Origin of the sequence: Nocardioides sp. GY 10127 (genome assembly GCF_004919085.1) — a bacterium.
Lineage (GTDB): Bacteria > Actinomycetota > Actinomycetes > Propionibacteriales > Nocardioidaceae > Nocardioides.
This window is the reverse complement of sequence record NZ_STGL01000007.1, coordinates 482,881-503,905: the sequence shown is the minus strand read 5'-3', so window position 1 is coordinate 503,905 and position 21,025 is coordinate 482,881. Positions and strand designations below refer to the sequence as shown.

Here is a 21,025-nt window from a genome sequence, read left to right as displayed (position 1 = left end):
TTGAGTTCTCAAGAATCACACGCACCAACCGCCTCGCGTTTCCGCTCCGCTGGCCGGGCAACCTGCAGAAACTTACGCAGTCTGCCTGGCGAAGTCAACTCGTGCGAGCCGACTCGCCGGACAGACCGAGATCTGCCTCTGCGGCCGCTGGGACGAACGCCTCGGTCGCAGCCTGACCGGCTGTCGTCCTCCGCGCCGTTCCCGGCGACGAAGAGAACATTACAGACGTGTTGCCCTGAGGCCAAATCCAGGTTGCGTGGTCTGCGCCTCACCCGCCTGGAGCCTTCTTCCGGACGGCCGCAGGACGGTACGCGGAGACGCTCCGCTCCCCCGCCAGCCACCAGCGCCACGGGCGGTCCGCAGCCCGGCGCAGGCCCACCCGCGGGCCGGCCTGGACGCGGTCCGGGTCCACCGGGGTCACGGTCGGCTCCAGCCGGGGGGCCCCGTCGCCGAGGAGCGGGAGGCCGTCGTCCTCGAGCGAGAGTGCCAGGCACCGGACCAGGCGGGCGGGACCCCGGGCCAGGTCGCGCGTGGAGCTCCCCGGTCGGCGCTCGCGAGCGAGAGCCAGGCCGTCGAGCACCTCGCCCGCTCGGAGCAGGACGGCGCCGCCCTCCCCCTCCGGGCCGGTCACCACGTTCGCGCACACGTGCATCCCGTAGGTGAAGTAGCAGTAGAGGTGGGCGGGCGCGCCGAACATGGACGCGTTGCGAGCCGTCGGTCCACGGAGGGCGTGGGAGCCGGGATCGTCGGCGCCCCCGTAGGCCTCGACCTCGGTGAGCCTCACCGTGACGCCGGCGTGGGTGAGCGTGGCTCCCAACAGCAACGGCGCCACCGTCTCCGGTGGCGCCGTCCAGTCGATCACAGGGGTCCCGTCAGCCCAGGCGGGACCGCAGTGCCTCGGCGCGGGCGAGCAGCTCGGCGTGCTGCTCGCGGACCCGGACGGGAGCGGTGCCCCCGCGGCCGTCACGCGAGGACACGGAGCCCTCGACCGTGAGCACGGAGCGCACGCCGGGCGTCAGGTGGGGCGAGATCTCGGCGAACTGCTCGTCGCTGAGGTCAGCCAGCTCGATCCCGAGCTCCTCGCAGCGGCGCACGCAGGCGCCCGCGACCTCGTGGGCGATGCGGAACGGGACGCCCTCGCACACGAGCCACTCGGCGACGTCCGTGGCCAGGGAGAAGCCCTGCGGGGCGAGCTCGCCCATGCGGTCCGCGTCGAAGACCAGCGTGGCGACCTGACCGGTGAAGGCCGGCAGCAGCACCTCCAGGGTGTCGACCGAGTCGAACACGGGCTCCTTGTCCTCCTGGAGGTCGCGGTTGTACGCCAGCGGGAGCGCCTTGAGCGTGGCGAGCAGTCCGGACAGGTTGCCGATGAGGCGCCCCGCCTTCCCGCGCGCCAGCTCCGAGATGTCCGGGTTCTTCTTCTGCGGCATGATGCTCGACCCGGTCGACCACGAGTCGTGCAGCGTGACGAAGGCGAACTCCTTCGTGGCCCAGAGGATGATCTCCTCCGCCATCCGGGAGACGTCGACGCCGATCTGGGCGGCGACGAAGGCGAACTCCGCGACGAAGTCGCGGCTCGCGGTGCCGTCGATGGAGTTCGCGGACGACCCGGAGAACCCGAGCTCGGCGGCGACACCGGTCGGGTCCAGGCCGAGCGACTGGCCGGCCAGCGCGCCGGAGCCGTAGGGCGAGTCACCGGCGACGCGCGCGTCCCAGTCGGCGAGGCGGTCGACGTCGCGCAGCAGCGACCAGGCGTGCGCCATCAGGTGGTGCGAGAGCAGCACCGGCTGGGCGTGCTGCAGGTGGGTGCGTCCCGGCATCACGGTCGGGGGCGTCACCTCGTCACCCAGGTGCGCGGCCGCCTGCTCGGCGATCGCCGAGACCAGGTCGAGCACGAGGGACGACATCACGCGGGCGTGGTCGCGGAGGAACACCTTGAACAGGGTCGCGATCTGGTCGTTGCGCGACCGACCCGCGCGCAGGCGTCCACCCACGTCGGGCCCGACCTCCTCGAGCAGGAGCCGCTCCAGGGCGCCGTGGACGTCCTCGTCGGTGACGTCGGGGTGCAGGTCGCCGGCGGCGAACCGCTCCCCCAGCACCGACAGGCCACGGAGGAGCTCTGCGTGGTCGGCGTCGGTCAGCAGCCCGGCGCGGTGCAGCGCGTTGGCGTGGGCACGGGAGCCGGCCAGGTCGTAGGGGGTCAGCCGCCAGTCGAAGTGCGTGGAGCGCGACAGCGCGTCCAGCTCCGGCGACGGGCCGCCGGCGAACCGACCGCCCCACAGCTTGCCGGTGTTCGTGCCGTGCTCGGTGCTCACTTCTGCTGCTGCCTCTCTGCCCGCGGGTGCGCGGTGGTCATCTTCTCAGCGGTCCTGCCTGCGGGCCACGGGTGCCCCGCTCGCCGCGACGCGGCCCCCGCCCCGAGGAGGGTGCGGGGGCCGCGCGGCTCGTCCGGTGGTGCCGGCTCGACGGCTCAGTCGTTGCCGGACTCGAACGCGACGTGGTCGAGCGCCTGGCTGCCGTCCTTGATCTGGTCGTTGGCCGTGATCCGGTCGCGGCCGCCGGCCTCGATCTCGCCGTACAGCGTGCCGTTCTCGACGAGCACCTGACCCTGGTCGAGCGGCTGGAGCGCGTACTGCTCGAGCTTGTCGCGGGAGTCGGCGATGTCGAGGTTGCGCATGGTGAGCTGGCCGATGCGGTCCAGCGGGCCGAACGCGGCGTTCTCGGTGCGCTCCATCGAGAGCTTCTCCGGGTGGTAGGAGAAGGCGGGGCCGTCGGTGGAGAGGATCGAGTAGTCCTCGCCGCGGCGGAGGCGGAGGACGACCTCACCGGTGACCAGCGAGGCGATCCACCGCTGGATGCCCTCACGGATCATCAGGGCCTGCGGGTCGAGCCAGCGGCCCTCGTAGAGCAGGCGGCCGAGCTTGCGGCCCTCGTTGTGGTACTGGGCGACGGTGTCCTCGTTGTGGATCGCGTTGACGAGGCGCTCGTAGGCGATCCAGAGCAGGGCCATGCCGGGCGCCTCGTAGATGCCGCGCGACTTCGCCTCGATGATCCGGTTCTCGATCTGGTCGCTCATGCCCAGGCCGTGCCGGCCGCCGATCGCGTTGGCCTCCATGACCAGCGCCACCGGGTCGTCGATCACGGTCCCGTTGATCGCGACCGGGCGTCCGTTCTCGAAGCGGATCGCGACGTCCTCGGTGTCGATCTGCACCGTCGGGTCCCAGAACTTCACGCCCATGATCGGCTCGACGGTCTCCAGCGAGACGTCCAGGTGCTCGAGCGTCTTGGCCTCGTGGGTCGCGCCCCAGATGTTGGCGTCGGTCGAGTACGCCTTCTCCTGCGAGTCGCGGTAGGGCAGGCCGTGCTCGACCAGCCACTGGCTCATCTCGGCGCGGCCGCCGAGCTCGGAGACGAACTGGGCGTCCAGCCACGGCTTGTAGATCCGCAGGTCGGGGTTGGCCATGAGGCCGTAGCGGTAGAACCGCTCGATGTCGTTGCCCTTGAAGGTCGAGCCGTCGCCCCAGATGTCCACGCCGTCCTCACGCATGGCACGGACCAGCATGGTGCCGGTGACGGCGCGGCCGATCGGGGTGGTGTTGAAGTAGGAGCGGCCACCGGAGCGGATGTGGAAGGCGCCGCACGCGATGGCGGCCAGCCCCTCCTCCACCAGCTGGCGGCGGCAGTCGACCGCCCGGGCGATCTCGGCGCCGTACTCGCGGGCCCGACCGGGGACGCCCGAGATGTCCGGCTCGTCGTACTGGCCGATGTCGGCGGTGTAGGTGCAGGGCACGGCGCCCTTGTCGCGCATCCAGGCGACGGCGACGGAGGTGTCGAGGCCGCCGGAGAACGCGATGCCCACGCGCTCGCCGATGGGCAGCGTGGTCAGGACCTTGCTCATGTGGTGCTCCTGTGTGGTGCGAGGGTTTCAGGGGGTACGAAGTGCGGGGTGGAGCAGGACGCCGGGTCGGCCGCTCAGGCGGGCCCGTCGCTGGCGGCCAGCTCCAGGAAGGTGCGGGCGAGCGCCTCGCCGCCCAGCGGGTCGCGGCCGATGACGAGGACGGTGTCGTCCCCGGCGATGGTGCCGAGGACCTCGCCGAGCTCGGCCTTGTCGAACGCCGAGGCCAGGTACTGCGCGGCCCCGGGCGGGGTGCGCAGGACGACGAGGTTCGCGCTCGCCTCGGCGCTGACGAGCAGCTCGCCGCAGAGCTTGGCGAGCCGGGCCCGGCCGGCCGCGGTCTCCGACGGCACGACCGGACGGCGGTCGCCGCCCTCGGCGGGCACGGCGTAGACCTGCGGGCCCTCGGCGGAGCGGACCTTGATGGCCTGGAGCTCGACGAGATCCCGCGAGAGCGTCGCCTGGGTGACGTGGACGCCGGCCTCGGCCAGCATCGCGGCGAGCTCGACCTGCGAGTGCACGGCCCGCGACGACACCAGCTCGATGATGAGCTGGTGCCGCGCCGACTTCGTGGCGGGACGCAGGGCGGACTCGGTCATGGCGCTCACACGCTCGCGGACTGTGCTGCCGGGGTGGTCGTCGAGGTGCCGGGCTCGTCGTCGAGGTGGGCCAGCAGCCAGGCCATGACGGCCTTCTGCGCGTGCCGACGGTTCTCGGCCTCGTCCCACACGGCGCTGCGCGGGCCCTCCAGGACCGAGGTGGCGATCTCCTTGTCCCGGTAGGCGGGCAGGCAGTGCAGGACGATCGCCTCGGCGTCCGCGTGGGCGAGGAGCTCCTCGGTGAGCGACCAGGCGCCGAAGACCTTGACGCGCTCGGCCGCCTCGTCCTCCTTCCCCATGGAGACCCAGGTGTCGGTGACGACGACGTCGGCGCCGGTCACGGCCTCCACGGGGTCGTGGTGGCCGGAGACGGAGCCGCCGGTGGTCGCCGCGATCTCGGCGGCACGGGCGAACATCGCCTCGTCGGGGAGGTAGCCCTCGGGGCCGCCCATCCGGACGTGCATGCCCGCGGTCGCCCCCGCGAGCAGCCAGGAGTTGCCCATGTTGCAGGCCGCGTCACCGATGAAGGCGACGGTGACGCCGGCCAGGCGGCCGAGGCGCTCCTGCACCGTGAGCAGGTCCGCGATGAGCTGGCAGGGGTGGAAGTCGTCGGTGAGCGCGTTGACCACCGGGATGCCGGCGTTGTCGGCCATCCGCTCGAGGTGGGACTGCAGGAACGTCCGCCAGACGACGACGGAGACCTGGCGGCCCAGGACGCGGGCGACGTCCTCGACGGACTCGCGCACGCCGATGCCGGCGAGCTTGCCCTCGACGAGCATCGGGTTGCCGCCGAGCTCGGCGATGCCGGCCCCGAACGAGGTCTGGGTCCGCAGCGTGGGCTTGTCGAAGATCATCGCCACGGACTGCGGACCCGCCAGCGGCTTGGCGCCGTAGGGGTCGGCCTTCATGGCGGCGGCGAGCGCCAGCACCTCGGCCTGCTCGGCCGGGGTGAGGTCGTCGTCGCGGAGGAAGTGGCGCACGGTCAGGCTCCTGCGGTCTCGGCGGCGGCCCAGGCGGCGTCGAGGATGCCCGGCCAGTCCGCGAGGAACCGGTCGGCCTCGGCCTGCGTGAGGACCAGCGGCGGGGCGAGCCGGATGCGGCTCGGGGTGGGCATGTTGACGATGTAGCCGGCGTCCTGGGCGGCCACCACGACGTGCGCGGCGACCGGCGCGGCCAGGTCGAGGCCGATGAGCAGGCCGTGGCCCCGCACCTCGGTGACCCGGGGCTCCGCGGCCAGCCCGGCACGCACGTGCGCGCCGAGCGCGGAGACGTGGGCCAGCAGCCCGTCGTCCTCGATGGTGCGCAGGACGGCGAGGGCGGCCGCGCAGGCGACCGGGTTGCCGCCGAAGGTGGTGCCGTGGTTGCCCGGCTCGAGGAGGTCGGCGGCCCTGCCGAGGCCGACGACGGCCCCGATCGGGAAGCCGCCGCCCAGGCCCTTGGCGAGGGTGACGATGTCGGGGAGGACCCCGGCGCGCTGGTGCTCGAACCAGATCCCGGTCCGCCCGACGCCGGACTGCACCTCGTCGAACCACAGCAGCGAGCCGTGCTCGTCGGCGATCGACCGGGCGGCGGCCAGGTAGCCGTCCGGCGGGACGACCACGCCCGCCTCGCCCTGGACGGGCTCGAGGCAGATCGCGGCGGTGGCGTCGGTGACGGCCGCGGCCAGCGCCTCGGCGTCCCCGTAGGGCACGAAGGTGACCTCGCCCGGCAGCGGCTCGAACGGCTCGCGGTAGGCGGCCTTGCTCGTGAGGGCGAGCGCCCCCATCGTCCGGCCGTGGAAGCCGCCCTCGGCGACGACCACGTGCGTGCGACCCGTGCGGCGGGTGAGCTTGAACGCCCCCTCGTTGGCCTCGGTGCCGGAGTTGGCCAGGAAGACCTTCCCCTGGGCCGGGGCCCCGCCCGTGCCGAGCAGCGAGAGGAGCTTCTCCGCGAGCTCGACCTGGGGCGGGGAGGTGAAGAAGTTCGAGATGTGGCCGAGCGTGGTGAGCTGCTCGGTGACCGCGCCGACCAGCGCCGGGTGGGCGTGGCCGAGGCTGTTGACGGCGATGCCCCCGAGCAGGTCGAGGTAGGCCTTGCCGTCGGAGTCCCACACGGTGGCGCCCTCGCCGCGCACCAGCGCGAGCTTGGGCGGGCCGAACGTGTTCATCAGCGCGTAGGTGTAGCGCCCGACGAGCTGGTCCTGGGTGTCGTGCAGGGTGCTCACTTCACCACCGCCTTCTTCCGGGCCTTGCGGATCTTGGTGTCGACGCCGGGCAGCACCTGGGTGCCGACGCCCTCGTCGGTGAACAGCTCGAGGAGCACCGCGTGCTTCTCGCGGCCGTCCACGACGGTCGCGCGCGGGACGCCGGAGGCGACCGCCTTCCGGCAGGCCTCCATCTTCGGGACCATGCCGGAGGCGAGCGTCGGCATGAGCTGGGCGAGCGTCTCGGGGCTGATCTCGTAGATGACGTCGTCGCTGTCCGGCCAGTCGCGGTACAGGCCCTCGACGTCGGTGAGGACCAGCAGCTTGTCGGCGCCCAGGGCCACGGCGAGCGCGGCCGCCGCGGTGTCGGCGTTGACGTTGTGCACCGCGCCGTGGGCGTCGGGGGCCACCGACGAGACGACCGGGATCCGGCCGGCCTCGATGAGGTCCATGATCGCCTCGGGGCGGACCCGGGCGACCTCGCCGACGAGGCCGAGGTCGACCTCCTCGCCGTCGACGACCGTGTGGGCGGGCTCGGCGGTGAACAGCCCCGCGTCCTCGCCGGACATCCCGACGGCCAGCGGGCCGTGCTCGTTGATGAGGCCCACCAGCTCACGCTGGACCTGGCCCACGAGCACCATCCGGACGACCTCCATGGCCTCCGGCGTGGTGACCCGCAGCCCGCCGCGGAACTCGGACTCGATGCCGAGCCTGCCCAGCATCGTGTTGATCTGCGGGCCGCCGCCGTGCACCACGACCGGCTTGAAGCCGGCGAAGCGGAGGAACGCGATGTCCTCGGCGAACGCGCGCTTGAGCGCGTCGTCCGTCATGGCGTTGCCGCCGTACTTCACCACCACGATCTTGCCGTAGTAGCGCTTCATCCAGGGCAGGGCCGCCGCGAGGACGGACGCCTTCTCCGGGTCCGCGGGCGGGACCTCGCTGAAGTGCATGGTGGACGGGTCGATGGCGCTGGGCACGTCGATGTTCTCGCTCATGAGCTGTAGGCGCTGTTCTCGTGGACGTAGGCGTGGGTCAGGTCGTTCGTCCAGACCGTGGCGCGGGCGTCGCCGGCCTTGAGGTCGATGGTCACGCTGACCTCGCGGCCGGTCAGGTCGACGGTCTCGGGGTCGGCGTCCGGGGTGCTGTTGCGGCACACCCAGACCCCGTTCATCGCGACGTCGAGGTCGGCGGGGTCGAAGGCCGCGCTCGTGGTGCCGATCGAGGCGAGCACCCGGCCCCAGTTCGGGTCGTTGCCGAAGATGGCCGCCTTGAACAGGTTGGAGCGGGCCACGCTGCGCGAGACCTCGACCGCCTCGTCCTCCGAGGCGGCGTTGAGGGTGGTGATGGCGATCTCGTGGTCGGCGCCCTCGGCGTCCTTGAGCAGCTGCATGGCCAGGTCCGTGCAGACCTGGACGAGCGCGTCGGTGAAGTCGCCCAGCGGCGGGGTGATGCCGCTGGCGCCGCTCGCCAGGAGCGTCACGGTGTCGTTGGTCGACATGCAGCCATCGGAGTCGAGCCGGTCGAAGGAGACCCGGGTGGCTGCGCGCAGGGCGGTGTCCAGGTCCGCGGCCGGCACCACGGCGTCCGTGGTGAGGACGACGAGCATGGTGGCCAGCTGCGGTGCCAGCATGCCGGCGCCCTTGGCCATGCCGCCGATGCTCCAGCCGGCGCCCTCGACGACGACCTGCTTGGAGACCGTGTCGGTGGTCATGATCGCGGCCGCGGCGTCCGCGCCGCCGTCGGCGGCCAGGCCCGCGTGGGCGGCGTCGACGCCCGCCAGCAGGTCGTCCCGGTCGTTCTGCTTGCCGATGAGACCGGTGGAGCAGACGACCACGTCGATCGCACCGATGCCGAGCTTCTCGGCGACGCGCTCGGCGACGGCGTGCGTGGTCTGGAAGCCCTCGGCGCCGGTGTAGCAGTTGGCGCCGCCGGAGTTGAGGACGACGGCCTTGACCGTGCCGTCCTTGACGACCTCCTTGCTCCAGAGCACCGGGTTGGCCTGGCAGCGGTTGGCGGTGAACACGGTGGCCGAGTCGAAGGTCGGGCCGTCGTTGACGACGAGCGCGACGTCCTTGGCGCCGGTCGACTTCAGTCCGGCGACGACGCCGGCGGCCCGGAAGCCTGCGGGGGTGGTGACGCCCATGGTGGGCTCCTGTCTGGGAGGGGTGGTCCGTCGGTCGAGGGAGGCCGCGCGCCCGGCCGGAGCCGGCGCGGCCCCGGCCTCAGGGGGCCAGACCGACGGTGGTGAGCCCGGTGGCCTCGTCGAGGCCCAGGGCGAGGTTCATGCACTGGACGGCGGCGCCACCGGTGCCCTTGGCGAGGTTGTCCACCACGCCGACGGCCACCAGGCGCCCGGCTCGCTCGTCGACCGCCACCTGGACGTGGACGGCGTTCGAGCCGACCACCGCCTTCGTCTGGGGCCACTGGCCCTCGGGGAGCAGGTGCACGAACGGCTCGTCGGCGTAGGCCTTCTCGTAGGCGGCCCGTGCGTCCTCGGCGCTCACGCCCGGCTTCAGCGGCGCGGAGCAGGTCGCGAGGATGCCGCGCGGGCTGGGCGCGAGGACGGGGGTGAAGCTGACCCGCACGTCGCCCGCGACCAGCTTGGAGAGGTTCTGGGTGATCTCCGGCGTGTGGCGGTGGACGCCGCCGACCCCGTAGGCCGACAGGTTGCCCATGATCTCGCTGCCGAGCAGGTGGGGCTTCGCGGCCTTCCCGGCGCCCGAGGTGCCGGACGCGGCGACCACCACGACGTCCGGCTCGACGAGACCGGCGGCGACGGCCGGGGCCAGCGTGAGCGTGGAGACGGTCGGGTAGCACCCGGGGACGGCGACCCGCTTGCTGCCCTGGAGCAGCGCCCGCTGCCCGGGCAGCTCGGGGAGGCCGTAGGGCCAGGTGCCCGCGTGGTCGCTGCCGTAGAAGTGCTCCCACTCCCCCGCGTCCTCGAGCCGGAAGTCGGCGCCGCAGTCGATCACGACGACGTCCTCGCCCAGCTGGGCGGCGACGGCCCCGGACTGACCGTGGGGCAGGGCAAGGAAGACGACGTCGTGCCCCGCGAGGTTCTCGAGGGTGGTCTCCTCGAGCACGCGGTCGGCCAGCGGCAGGAGGTGGGGCTGCAGGGCGCCGAGCTTCTGCCCGGCGTTGGAGCCGCCGGTGAGGGCGCCGATCTCCACCTGCGGGTGCCCGAGGAGGAGGCGCAGCACCTCCCCGCCGGCGTAGCCACTGGCTCCTGCGACTGCTGCTCTGACGCGGGTCATGTGCATGAACATACATGCCTTTGCATGGATATGTGAAACGGGTGGAAACACGCTTCCGTCACATGCTCGTGCGGCCTACGGTCGCCGGGTGACGGCGGCCTCCACTCTCCTACCCACGCACGTCCTGCTCAACCACCTGCGGGTCGAGTCCCAGCGGTTTCTCGACGTCCTCACGGGGTGCGACCCACACGCGCGGGTGCCCGCGTGCCCGGACTGGGACGCCGAGGACCTGGTCTGGCACCTCACCGAGGTGCACTCGTTCTGGGCGTGGGTGATCCGCCACCGCCCGCAGGCACCTGAGTCCCTCGACCGCGTCCGGCCCGCCGACCGGGAGGGCCTGCTCGCCGCGCTCGCCGAGGCCGGCGCCGACCTGCACGCCCTGCTGCGCCAGGCCGACCCGGCGGAGGAGGCCTGGTCGTGGGCCGAGGAACAGACCGTGGGCTTCACCGTCCGCCGGCAGGCGCACGAGGCCCTCGTCCACCGGCTGGACGCCGAGCAGGCCGCCGGGTGCGTGACGCCGCTGCCCGCCGAGCTGGCCGCGGACGGCGTGCACGAGCTGCTCGACGTCATGTACGGCGGCGAGCCGCCGGCCTGGTCGACGTTCACCCCGGACGGCCACGCGACCGTGCTCCGGCTCCTCGACACCGGCCACGTGCTCCGCGTCGTGACCGGGCACCTGGTGGGGACCTCCCCGGAGGGCTGGAGCGTCGACGGCCCGCACCTGGTGCTGCGCGCGCAGGACGCCGGGGCGGCCCCCGACGACCGGCTCACGTGCGAGGTCCGTGGCGACGCCGCCGACCTCGACGCCTGGCTCTGGCACCGCCGGGACGACGCCGGGATCACGGTGACCGGCTCGCCCGAGGCCTTCGCCGCCTTCCGGGCGGCCGTGGCGGCGCCGCTGACCTGAGGGCCACGGGCGGTTCACGGATGGTGTTCCGCAGCCGGTGTTTCACGGGTGGGGCGGGCAGTGAAACACCGGTGAAGGCGGGCGCGGGCACGGTGGCGCCATGACCACCAGCCAGTCCCCCGGCCCACAGCTCAGCCCACGCACCGACACCCGGCCCGACACCCGGCCCGACACCCAGCCCGGCGACCTCGCCGTGCAGGCCACCGGCCTCGTCAAGACGTTCGGCGGCCACCGCGCCGTCGACGGCGTCGACCTCGAGGTCCGACGCGGCGAGGTGTTCGGCGTCCTGGGCCCCAACGGCGCGGGCAAGACCACCACCCTGTCCATGCTCGCCACGCTCCTGCCGATCGACGGCGGCGAGGCCCGCATCCTGGGCGTGGACGTCCGGCGCGAGCCGCACAGGGTCCGCCAGCTCATCGGGCTCACCGGCCAGTACGCCTCCGTCGACGAGCGGCTCACCGCCACGGAGAACCTGCGGCTCTTCGGCCGGCTGCTCGGGATGAGCCGCCGCGAGGCCCGCAGCCGGGCGGTCGACCTGCTCGAGCGATTCGGCCTCCAGGAGGCCGCCGACCGCCCGCTCTCCGGCTTCTCGGGCGGCATGCGCCGGCGTCTCGACCTCGCCGCGAGCCTGCTCAGCCGCCCGCCGCTCATCTTCCTGGACGAGCCCACGACCGGGCTCGACCCGCGCACCCGCGGGCAGATGTGGGACACCATCCGCGAGCTCGTCGCCTCCGGCTGCACCGTGCTCCTGACCACCCAGTACCTCGACGAGGCCGACCAGCTCGCGGACCGGATCGCGGTCATCGACCACGGCCGCAAGGTCGCCGAGGGCACGCCCGAGGAGCTCAAGGCCGCGGTCGGGTCCTCGACCCTCCAGGTGCGGCTCACCGACCCCGCCCGGACCCAGGAGGCCGCCGGACTCGTCGCCGGGGCCACCGGCCAGGCGCCCACCGTCACCCCCGAGGCCGGCGCGCTGAACGTGCCCCTCGCGCAGGCGGACGCCGCGGCCGACGTCCTCATCGCCCTGCGCGCGGCGGGGGTCTCCATCGCCTCCGCCACCGTCGCCCAGCCCACGCTGGACGAGGTCTTCCTCACCCTCACCGGGGCGCCCACGGGCGCCGCCGCCACCGACCAGCACGAGAACGGAGAGGTGGCCTGATGACCACGCTCACGACCCCCACCGACACCCGCCCGGCCGCAGCCGGGGCCGCCGTCGTCGTCGACCCCGCGACCCTCCCGGCCCGCCCCGGCCTGCGCGACACCCTCACCCAGACGCTGGCCCTGGCCGGCCGCTCGCTCATCACCATGCGCCGCAACCCCGAGCAGCTCGTGGACGTCGCCATCCAGCCGCTGCTGTTCACCGCGATGTTCGCCTACCTGTTCGGCGGCGCCATCGCGGGCGGCGTGAGCAGCTACCTGCCGACGCTCATCCCCGGCATCCTCGGGCAGACGGCGCTCACCGCCTGCATGGCGACCGGCATCTCGCTGCGCGACGACATGGACAAGGGCGTCTTCGACCGGTTCCGGTCGCTGCCCATCGCCCGCATCGCCCCGCTCGCCGGGCCGGCGGTGGCCGACCTGGTCCGCTACGCGATCGCCGCGACGCTCACCGTCCTCACCGGCCTGGCCATGGGCTACCGGCCGGGCGGCGGCCTGCCCGGCGTCGTCGGTGGCTGGCTGGTGGTCGTCGCCGCGGGCTGGTCGCTGTCCTGGATCTTCACCTGGCTGGGCACCGTCGCCCGCTCGGCGCAGAGCGTGCAGGGCATCTCGATGATGGTGATGTTCCCGCTGACGTTCCTCTCGAACGCGTTCGTCCCGGTCGACACGCTCCCCTCGTGGCTCCAGCACTTCGTCACCTGGAACCCGGTCAGCCTCGTCATCGCCGCCGTGCGCGACCTGCTCAACGACGGCCAGGTCACCTGGCACGTGGGCGCCGCACTCCTGGGCTGCCTCGTCGTCGTCGCGATCTTCGCGCCGCTCTCGGTGCGCTCCTACGCGCGGAAGGTCTGACCCCGCCGTCGAGGGGCTACGAGGGGCGGTGGACGCCGTCCAGGGCGGCCAGGCCGGCGCCCACCTCGTCCGAGAGGCGCCGCGCGGGCTCCTCCCCCAGCGCCAGGGACGGCACCGAGGCCAGCAGCCCGGGCGCGCGGCCGTCGAGCTCGGCGGCCAGCGGCGCCCAGGCGAGCGAGGGCACGTACCGGTTGTACCCGGCGGCCTCGGCGGCACGCAGCAGCCGGGCGGCGGCCGGCAGGGCGGCGTCCGGGCCGCGGTGGACCTCCCAGCCGCCCAGGGCGAACGCGACGATCCCCAGGAGCGGGACGTCGAGCTCCGGGCGCACGCCGGCGTCGGCGCCGGCGCCGGCGTCGGCTCGCAGCAGCTGGTCGACGTGGGAGCGCAGGTCGGCGTGGACGTCCTCGCCGGCCCCACCGGCGCCGGACCGGCCGTGGCGGGCGAGGGCCATGGTGAGCGCGGCCGCCGCGAACAGCTGCCAGGGGGCGAGGAGGCCGGCCTCCTCCCAGCCGGGCAGCCGGAGCTCGGAGATGTCGGTGACCGCCTCGCGGTAGACGGCCAGCCCCTCGGCGACCCTGCCCTGCGCCAGCAGCAGCTCCGCCCGCAGCGGCCCGACCCCGAAGCTGGAGCGCAGCCCCAGCTCGGCGGCGTGCGGGCCGCTGAGCAGCCGGTCGGTCTCGGCCAGGAGCGCCTCCGCCTCCTCGAGGTCCCCGGCCGTGATGGCGGCACACCCGAGGACGGCGAGCAGCTGCACGCAGTCGTCGACGGCGCCGAGGCGCTCGAGCATCGGCAGGACCGTCCGGGCCTGGCGCACCACCGTCGCCTCGTCGCCACGCTGCGCGTGCAGGTCGATGAGCTGGGAGAGGGTCTGGACGCGTTGCCAGGGCCCGTCCTCGGGGCGCCACAGCGCCAGCGCGGCCTCGCCGTCGGCGACGGCCGCGGCGATGTCGCCGGAGTTCTCCCGGGCGTGGCAGCTCCAGGCCAGGGCCAGTGCCCGGGTGCGCCGGTCCTCGTGCTCCACGAGGGCGGCGAGGTGCTCCCGGGCGCCGGCGAGATCCACGGCGCCGGGCGAGGCGAGCAGTCGGGCCGCGGCCCGGACCGCCGGCAGCGAGGCCTCCTCGCCGTGCCGACGCAGCAGCTCGCGAGCGGCCCCGGTCGGCAGGGTCGCGGCGATCACCGCGTTGCGCACCACCGCGACGCTCGCTGCCAGGGCTGCGTCGCGATCGGGTGGCGCGGGCTCCCACCCGGCCAGGACGTCCTCGACCGTGGCGAGCAGGGAGAGCATGCGGACGTGGTCGCCCCGGATCGTCCACACCGCGCCCAGCGCCGCGAGCAGGCGGACGGCGTCCTCGCGCTCCACCGCGTCCAGCGCCCCGCGCAGCTCCGCGGCCAGCGTCGTCATCTCGGGATCGAGCCGGTCCAGCGCGGCCAGCTGGTCCGCGCCGTGCAGCCCCGGGGTCTCCCGCTCGGCCAGCGCCACGGCCCAGCCGCGCAGCCGTGCGCGCGCCGCGACCTCGTCACCGATCGCGGTCAGGCGCTGCAGCCCGAGCTCGCGCACGGTCTCCAGCATCCGGTAGCGGGGCTCACGCCCACCCTCCTCCACCAGCGAGAGCAGGGACTGGTCGAGGAGGGCCTGCACGGCGTCGAGCGGGTCGCTGCCGCCCGGCAGCACCCCGCTGAGCAGCGCGTCGGCCCCATCCAGGGCGAACCCGTCGGGGAACAGGGCGAGCCGGCACAGGGCGGCGCGCCCGTCGTCGTCGAGCAGGTCCCACGACCAGTCCACGACGGCCAGCAGCGTGCGGTGCCGGTCCGGCGCCGAGCGGTCGTTGCCGCGGAGCAGGGCGAAGCGGTCCTGGAGCCGGCGTGCGACCTCCGCCACCGACATCACCCGCACCTTGGCGGCGGCGAGCTCCACCGCCAGCGGAAGGCCGTCCAGGCGGGCGACCACCTCGGCGACCTCGGCGGGGTCGAGCTGGACGCCGGGACGGGCCGCGCGGGCGCGCTCGGTGAACAGCCGGACGGCGTCCTCGCGCCCGAGCACGGGGAGCGCGAGCACGGCCTCCGCAGCGATCGCCAGCGGGGCCCGGGTCGTGGTCACCACGGTGAGCCGCGGGCAGGCAGCGACGAGGAAGGCCACCACGTCGGCGACCGCGGCGACCACCTGCTCGCAGTTGTCCAGCACGAGCAGGGTCGGGGCACGGCCGAGGTGCGCGGCCAGCCGACCGCGGACGTCGCGCTGCTGCTCGGGGGTGAGGAGCAGCCGCTGCCCGGCCGAGTCGCGCACGCCCAGGACCGAGGCGAGCTCCGGCAGGACTCCTTCAGGCTCCGTCACGCCGACCAGCTCGACCACGCGGACCACCGGCTGCACGGCCTCCGCGGCCAGCGTCATGGCCAGGCGCGTCTTGCCCAGGCCTCCCGGGCCGAGGATCGAGACCACCCGGTGCCGCGCCAGCAGCCCGCGCAGGGTCCGCAGGTCGCCGTCCCGGCCGACCAGCGACGTCGAGGCGTGGGCCAGGCCCTCGCGCACGGGCCGGTCGGCCGCCAGCAGCTCGGCGTGGAGCTCCTGGAGCCGCGGGCCCGGGTCGATGCCGAGCCGGTCGGAGAGGTCGGCCCGCAGGCCGTCGTACCGCTCCAGGGCGGCGGGCACGCCCCGCACCGCGGCCAGGCTGCGCAGCAGGGCCGCCTGGGCGGCCTCGTCGTCGACGCCGTCCCCACCGACGTGCTGCTCGAGCAGCGGCAGCGCCTCGGGGTGCTCGCCCCGCGCGCAGAGCGCCCGTCCCAGCAGGGCGCGGCCGCGTGCCTGCGTGGCCAGCGCCTCGAGCCGCAGCTCGGCGAGCGGGCCTCCCGCCTCGAGCGTCCCGGCCTCGCCGACCGGCAGCGCGAGCGCGGACCGGGCGGCACGGACGGCCTCGTCCGGGTCGCCCTCGTCCGTCGCGGTCGCCGCCGCCCGGGCGAGGACGTCCAGGACCAGGACGTCGACGTCGTCGTCCGCGAGGCCGAGGCGGTAGCCCTGCGGGGTGCGGACGACGGCCTCGGCGCTCGTCTGGGTCCGCACGCGCGAGACGACCACCTGGAGCGCGCGGGTCGGGCTGGCGGGCACGGCGTCCTCGTCCCACAGGCCGTGGACCAGGCGCTCCTCGGAGACCGGCCGGCCGCCGGCCGCCGCCAGCAGCGCCAGCAGCGCGGGGCCCCGGCCCGCAGGCAGCGCAGCACCGGCCCACGCGACGCGGTCGAGGAGCTCGAGCGACGGGGGCGGCATGCTCGGCGGGCCGCTCATCGGCGGCTCATCGGCATCGCAGTGCAGCCCGCCGCCGGTGACGGCGACGGGCTGCGGGGCGCGTCTCAGCGCTGGGTGGCACCACAGCGCTCCGCGGCGAGCGCCACAGCGCCGTCGCGGGCGCCCTTGACCTCGTCGTCGGTGAGCGTGCGGTCGCCCGCGCGCAGGCGCAGCGCGAAGGCCAGGGACTTCCGGTCGGAGCCCAGCTGCTCGCTGCGGTAGACGTCGAAGAGCCGGATCGACTCCAGCAGCTCACCCGCCCCCTCGCGCAGCGCGGCCTCGACCTGGGCCGCCGGGACGTCCTCGGCCACGACCAGCGCCACGTCCTCCTTGGCGACCGGGTAGGTCGACAGGGTCGGCGGCACGGCGCGCTCCGGTGCGGCGGCCATCAGCGCGTCCAGGTCCAGCTCCAGGGCGGCCGCACGGGCCGGGAGGTCGAAGGCCTTGACCACGCGCGGGTGCAGCTCGCCGGCGTGGCCGAGGGTGCGACCTCCCACCCGCAGGGCTGCGCAGCGGCCCGGGTGCCACGGCTGACGCACGCTGGCCACGACCTCCAGGTCGACGCCGAGCTCGGTGGCCAGGCGGCGCGCCACGGCGATCGCGTCGGCCCAGTCGGCCGCGCGTCCCTCGCCCCACCAGCCGGCGCGCTCGCGCTCGCCGGCCAGCACGACACCCAGGTGCAGCGGCTGGGCGGGCAGGGCCGCGAACAGCTGCTCCACCTCGGCCTCGGTGGGCCGGGTGTGCGTCGGGTAGATCGGGGCGGGGCCGGCGCCCTCGCGCGGGATCGCCACGGTGGCGGTCTCGAAGACCGCGGCCCCGGCGGCACCCCGGGCGACGTTGCGGGCGGCCGTGCCGAGCAGGTTCGGCAGCAGCGTGGTGGTGTACTCCGGCTCCTCGTTCGAGAGCGGGTTCGCCAGGCGCACGGTGCTGCGCCGCGGGTCGTCCGCCTCGAGCCCGAGCTTGTCGAAGGCCGCCTGGCCGACGAACGGGAAGCACACGACCTCGGACAGGCCTGCCCCGGCCAGGGTGCGGCCGACACGGCGACGCAGGCGCTGGCTGCGGGTGAGCCCGCGGCCGGCCGCCTCGCGCGGGAGGACGGAGGGCACCTGGTCGTAGCCGACGACGCGGAGCACCTCCTCGACGAGGTCGAAGGGGTCGGTGACGTCCGGGCGCCAGGTCGGCGGGACGGCGACGAGGCGGTTGGTCGGCACGCCGTCCTCGCCCACCTCGGCGACCAGCGTGACCGTGCACCCGACGCCCTCGAGGGCCGCCACCGCGGTGGCGGTGTCGATCGGCAGGCCCGCCACGCGCTGCGGCAGGTCGGCGGCGATGGTGATGGCGGACGGCGCGGGCACCGAGCCCACCACGGTCACGCCCGGCTCGGCGGTGGCGCCGCCCAGCTCGCAGAGGAGCTCGACCACGCGGTCCGCGGCGGCCTCGCAGGACGCCGGGTCGGCACCGCGCTCGTTGCGCTTGCCGGCCTCGGAGGAGATCTTGTGGCGCTTGCCGGTGCGGAACATCGACACCGGCTCCCAGTGCGCGGACTCGACGAGCACCCGCGTGGTGGAGGCGGACATCTCGGTCGTCTCGCCACCCATGACGCCGGCCAGGCCGATCGGGCCCGAGTCGTCCGCGATGACGAGGTCCTGCTCGGAGAGCACCCGCGCCGTCCCGTCGAGGGTGGTGAGCTTCTCGCCCACCGTGGCCCGGCGCACGCGCAGCGCGCCCGCCACCTTCTCGGCGTCGTAGCCGTGGATCGGCCGGCCTGTCTCGAGCATCACGTAGTTGGTGACGTCGACGGCCAGGCTGATGGGCCGCATGCCCGCGGCGGTGAGGCGCGAGGCCATCCAGTCGGGGGTCTCGGCCGTGGGGTCGAACCCGGCGACGGTGCGGGCGACGAAGACCGGGCAGCCGGCCTCGTCCTCGACGACGACGGGGTGACCCGCGTCGTCGGCGGCGGGCAGGACCCGGTCGCACGGGTCGGAGAACGGGGCGGAGAAGCCCAGCGCGGCGTCCCGGGCGATGCCGCGCAGGGACAGGCCGTAGGCGCGGTCGGGGTTCACCTCGAACTCGATGATCTCCTCGTCCAGGCCCAGGAGCGGGCGGACGTCGGAGCCGGGCTGCAGCGCGGTGTCGGCGGGCAGCACGATGATGCCGCCGGCGCCACCGAAGGCGTCCTCGGGCAGGCCGAGCTCGGCGGCGGAGCAGATCATGCCCGCGGAGACGTGGCCGTAGGTCTTGCGCGCGGAGATCGCGAAGCCGCCCGGCAGCACGCCCCCGGGCAGGACCACGCAGACCAGGTCGCCCGGGCCGAAGTTGTGGGCGCCGCAGACGATGCCCTGGGGCTCGCCGGTGCCGTTGGCGTCACCGACGTCGACGGTGCACCAGTTGATGGTCTTGCCGTTCTTCTGCGGCTCCTTGTCCTGCGTCAGGACACGGCCGACCACGAGCGGGCCGGTGATGGCCGCGCCGGGGCTCTCGATCGCCTCGAGCTTGAGACCGAGCAGCGTGAGCTTGTCGGTGAGGGCCTCGGTGGTGACCTCGGCGGGCAGGTCCACGTACTCGCGGATCCAGCTGACGGGGGCCTTCATCTGGTGCTCAGAGCTCCGTTCCGAACGCGGGGGTGAAGCGGACGTCGCCCTCGAAGAACGAGCGCAGGTCGGTGATGCCGTGGCGGAACATGAGCGAGCGGTCGATGCCCATGCCGAACGCGAAGCCGGTGTAGGTCTCCGGGTCCACGCCGCAGGCGACGAGGACGCGCGGGTTCACGACGCCGCAGCCGCCCCACTCGATCCAGCCCTCGCCCCGGCACGTGCGGCAGGCGTCGCTGTCGACGCCGCGGCACACGAAGCAGCGCAGGTCGACCTCGGCGCTCGGCTCGGTGAAGGGGAAGTAGGACGGGCGGAAGCGCGTGTCGATGCCCTCGCCGAACATCCGGGCGGCGAAGTGGTCGAGCGTGCCCTTGAGGTGCGCCATGGAGATGCCCTCGTCCACGACGAGGCCCTCGACCTGGTGGAACATCGGGCTGTGCGTGGCGTCGTACTCGTCGGTGCGGAACACGCGACCGGGGCAGGCGACGTAGATCGGCGGCTTCCGGGTGAGCATCGTCCGGGCCTGCACGGGGCTCGTCTGGGTGCGCAGCACGACGTGGTTCTCCGCCGGCTCGGTCCAGAACGTGTCCTGCATCGTGCGGGCCGGGTGGTCCGGGCCCAGGTTGAGGGCGTCGAAGTTGAGCCACTCGGCCTCGATGAGCGGGCCCTCGGCGATCTCCCAGCCCATCGAGACGAAGATGTCCGCGATGAGCTCGGCGCCGGTCGTCAGCGGGTGCCGCCCGCCGGTCGGCACGCGGTCGGTCGGGAGGGTGACGTCGACCGTCTCCTCGATGAGCATCCGCTCCTCGTGCTCGGCCTCGAGCACCTCGGTGCGAGCCGCGAGGGCCTTGTTCACCGCACCGCGCGCCTGGCCGACCCGCTGGCCGGCCTCCTTGCGGGCCTGCGGCGGCAGGGCGCCGATCTCCCGGTTGGCCAGGGCCAGCGGGGAGCGGTCCCCGGCGTGGTCCAGCCGGACCTGCTTGAGCGCCTCGAGGTCGCTCGCCCCGGCGATGGCGGCCAGCGCCGCGTCGCGCGCGGCCTCGACCTCCTCGGCCTGCAGCGGGGTGACCTCGACGGGGTCGTACTCGGTGTTCGGGCCCGACATGGCAGCCTTTCGAAGCAGGTGGCGGGACAACCAGGTCAGTCTAGGAAGGTGGCCCGCCGGGGAGCGAACCGGTCACCCCTGCCGGACGTCCGGGTGGACCGCGTGGGCGTGGGAGGAGACCTCCGCGTGCGCCGCGAGGGCCGCCGTGCCCGTCCGCACGAGCGCCTCCCGCAGCGCGACGGGCTCGAGGAGCTCCACGTCCCCGCCGAGACCGAGGACGAGCGCGAGGGCCTGGCGCCGGTGCCGCACCACCGCCTCCAGCAGGACGCCGGGCTGCGGCCGCCCGCCGACGTGCTCGGTCCGCCCCCGCCCGCGCACGGTGCCCGGGAGCGCCTGGAACCCCAGCAGGCGGCGGACGTCCTGCTCGACGTCGGTGGCGACCGCCAGCAGCACCCGCTGGTCGTCCCCGGACTCGAAGCGTCGGCGGGTCGCCTCCCACTCCGCCGCGAGGTCGAGGTCGGCGGGGCGGTCGGCCGGCTCGTCCAGCACCTCGACCTCCTCGACCCGGGACACGCGGAAGCTGCGGACCTGCGTCTCCCTGGCCTCCCCCGTCTCCCCCGTCTCCCCCGTCTCCCCCGTCTCCCCCGTCTCCCCCGCCTCCCCCGCCGCCCCCGCGATCGGCTGCGCGGCCAGCAGGTACCACCGCCCGCCGCTCTCGACGAGGCCGTAGGGGTCCAGGACGCGCGTGCGGGGCCGCTCGTCGCCGGGCGTGGCGTAGCGGACCCGCACCCGGCGGCCGGCGACGGCCGCCTCGCGCAGCACCGGGAGCACCGGGACCTCGTCGACCGCCGAGAACCACCGGCGTCGGTCCACGACCAGCACCGCGGACAGCGCCTCCGCGCCCGCCAGTGCCGGCGCCGGGACGGTCGCGGCGAGCTTCGTCAGGGCGGTGCCGAGCTCGGCGCCGAGGCCCAGCTCGCGCGCCGCGTCCCGCCCGTTCCAGGTGAGCAGCGCCTGCGCCTCGCCCGTGGTCAGCCCGGAGAGGTCGGTGCGGTAGCCCTCCATGAGGACGCACCCGCCGCCGCGCCCCCGCTGGAGGTAGACCGGGACGCCGGCCGCCGAGAGCGCCTCCATGTCCCGCAGCACCGTGCGCTCGGAGCACTCGAGGAGCTCGGCCAGGCGCCGCGCGGGCAGGCGGCCGTGGCGCTGGAGCAGGTGGAGGAGCTGCAGGAGACGGTCGGCGCGCACAGGACGACTCTCCCAGG

Annotated in this window: 16 protein-coding genes; 3 read left to right on the top strand and 13 right to left on the bottom strand. The window is 74.5% G+C overall.

Annotated features, from left to right (window positions below):
* Positions 1–268: 268 nt before the first annotated feature.
* The 9 genes from E8D37_RS14730 to argC form a co-directional block, all read right to left on the bottom strand.
* Positions 269–862, bottom strand: a complete 594-nt coding sequence (locus E8D37_RS14730) for a DNA-3-methyladenine glycosylase (protein ID WP_136570498.1) — start codon at positions 860–862, stop codon at positions 269–271.
* Positions 863–872: 10 nt separating this feature from the next.
* Positions 873–2,315 (bottom strand): argininosuccinate lyase, encoded by a 1,443-nt coding sequence (argH, locus tag E8D37_RS14725; RefSeq protein ID WP_136570497.1) that lies wholly within the window; start codon positions 2,313–2,315, stop codon positions 873–875.
* Positions 2,316–2,470: 155 nt separating this feature from the next.
* A complete protein-coding gene (argG, locus tag E8D37_RS14720) occupies positions 2,471–3,898 on the bottom strand; it encodes an argininosuccinate synthase (protein ID WP_136570496.1) in 1,428 nt (475 codons plus the stop codon).
* A 74-nt stretch (positions 3,899–3,972) separates the two neighbouring features.
* Positions 3,973–4,494, bottom strand: coding sequence for an arginine repressor (locus E8D37_RS14715; RefSeq protein ID WP_136570495.1), 522 nt, complete (start codon positions 4,492–4,494; stop codon positions 3,973–3,975).
* Between the two features lie 5 nt (positions 4,495–4,499).
* Positions 4,500–5,474 (bottom strand): ornithine carbamoyltransferase, encoded by a 975-nt coding sequence (argF, locus tag E8D37_RS14710; RefSeq protein ID WP_136570494.1) that lies wholly within the window; start codon positions 5,472–5,474, stop codon positions 4,500–4,502.
* A gap of 2 nt (positions 5,475–5,476) precedes the next feature.
* Positions 5,477–6,697 (bottom strand): acetylornithine transaminase, encoded by a 1,221-nt coding sequence (locus tag E8D37_RS14705; RefSeq protein WP_276606499.1) that lies wholly within the window; start codon positions 6,695–6,697, stop codon positions 5,477–5,479.
* Complete coding sequence (gene argB, locus E8D37_RS14700; protein ID WP_206055769.1) at positions 6,694–7,626, bottom strand: acetylglutamate kinase; 933 nt, start codon at positions 7,624–7,626, stop codon at positions 6,694–6,696. Before argB ends, E8D37_RS14705 begins: the two co-directional genes overlap by 4 nt.
* 41 nt (positions 7,627–7,667) lie before the next feature.
* On the bottom strand, positions 7,668–8,819 hold the full coding sequence (argJ, locus tag E8D37_RS14695) for a bifunctional glutamate N-acetyltransferase/amino-acid acetyltransferase ArgJ (protein ID WP_136570492.1): 1,152 nt from the start codon (positions 8,817–8,819) through the stop codon (positions 7,668–7,670).
* A gap of 79 nt (positions 8,820–8,898) precedes the next feature.
* Positions 8,899–9,930 carry an N-acetyl-gamma-glutamyl-phosphate reductase gene (gene argC, locus E8D37_RS14690; protein WP_136570491.1) on the bottom strand — a complete coding sequence of 344 codons (1,032 nt, stop codon included), beginning with the start codon at positions 9,928–9,930 and terminating at the stop codon, positions 8,899–8,901.
* A gap of 88 nt (positions 9,931–10,018) precedes the next feature.
* On the opposite strand from argC, the gene E8D37_RS14685 reads away from it, so the two are divergent.
* The 3 genes from E8D37_RS14685 to E8D37_RS14675 all read left to right on the top strand — a co-directional run bounded on the left by E8D37_RS14685 (position 10,019) and on the right by E8D37_RS14675 (position 12,847).
* Positions 10,019–10,837 (top strand): maleylpyruvate isomerase family mycothiol-dependent enzyme, encoded by an 819-nt coding sequence (locus E8D37_RS14685; RefSeq protein ID WP_240770452.1) that lies wholly within the window; start codon positions 10,019–10,021, stop codon positions 10,835–10,837.
* Positions 10,838–10,937: 100 nt separating this feature from the next.
* Positions 10,938–11,996, top strand: coding sequence for an ATP-binding cassette domain-containing protein (locus E8D37_RS14680; RefSeq protein WP_136570489.1), 1,059 nt, complete (start codon positions 10,938–10,940; stop codon positions 11,994–11,996).
* On the top strand, positions 11,996–12,847 hold the full coding sequence (locus E8D37_RS14675; protein ID WP_136570488.1) for an ABC transporter permease: 852 nt from the start codon (positions 11,996–11,998) through the stop codon (positions 12,845–12,847). Before E8D37_RS14680 ends, E8D37_RS14675 begins: the two co-directional genes overlap by 1 nt.
* A 16-nt stretch (positions 12,848–12,863) precedes the next feature.
* Here the strand turns inward: E8D37_RS14675 and E8D37_RS14670 are convergent, their stop codons facing one another.
* From E8D37_RS14670 to E8D37_RS14655, 4 genes are all read right to left on the bottom strand, one after another.
* Positions 12,864–16,124: a BTAD domain-containing putative transcriptional regulator gene (locus E8D37_RS14670; protein WP_206055755.1), complete on the bottom strand. Its 3,261-nt coding sequence runs from the start codon at positions 16,122–16,124 to the stop codon at positions 12,864–12,866.
* Positions 16,125–16,189: 65 nt separating this feature from the next.
* Positions 16,190–18,715 carry a phenylalanine--tRNA ligase subunit beta gene (pheT, locus tag E8D37_RS14665; RefSeq protein ID WP_136570487.1) on the bottom strand — a complete coding sequence of 842 codons (2,526 nt, stop codon included), beginning with the start codon at positions 18,713–18,715 and terminating at the stop codon, positions 16,190–16,192.
* Between the two features lie 7 nt (positions 18,716–18,722).
* Positions 18,723–19,820 (bottom strand): phenylalanine--tRNA ligase subunit alpha, encoded by a 1,098-nt coding sequence (gene pheS, locus E8D37_RS14660; protein ID WP_136570486.1) that lies wholly within the window; start codon positions 19,818–19,820, stop codon positions 18,723–18,725.
* Between the two features lie 72 nt (positions 19,821–19,892).
* Positions 19,893–21,008: a WYL domain-containing protein gene (locus E8D37_RS14655; protein ID WP_136570485.1), complete on the bottom strand. Its 1,116-nt coding sequence runs from the start codon at positions 21,006–21,008 to the stop codon at positions 19,893–19,895.
* Positions 21,009–21,025: the final 17 nt, after the last annotated feature.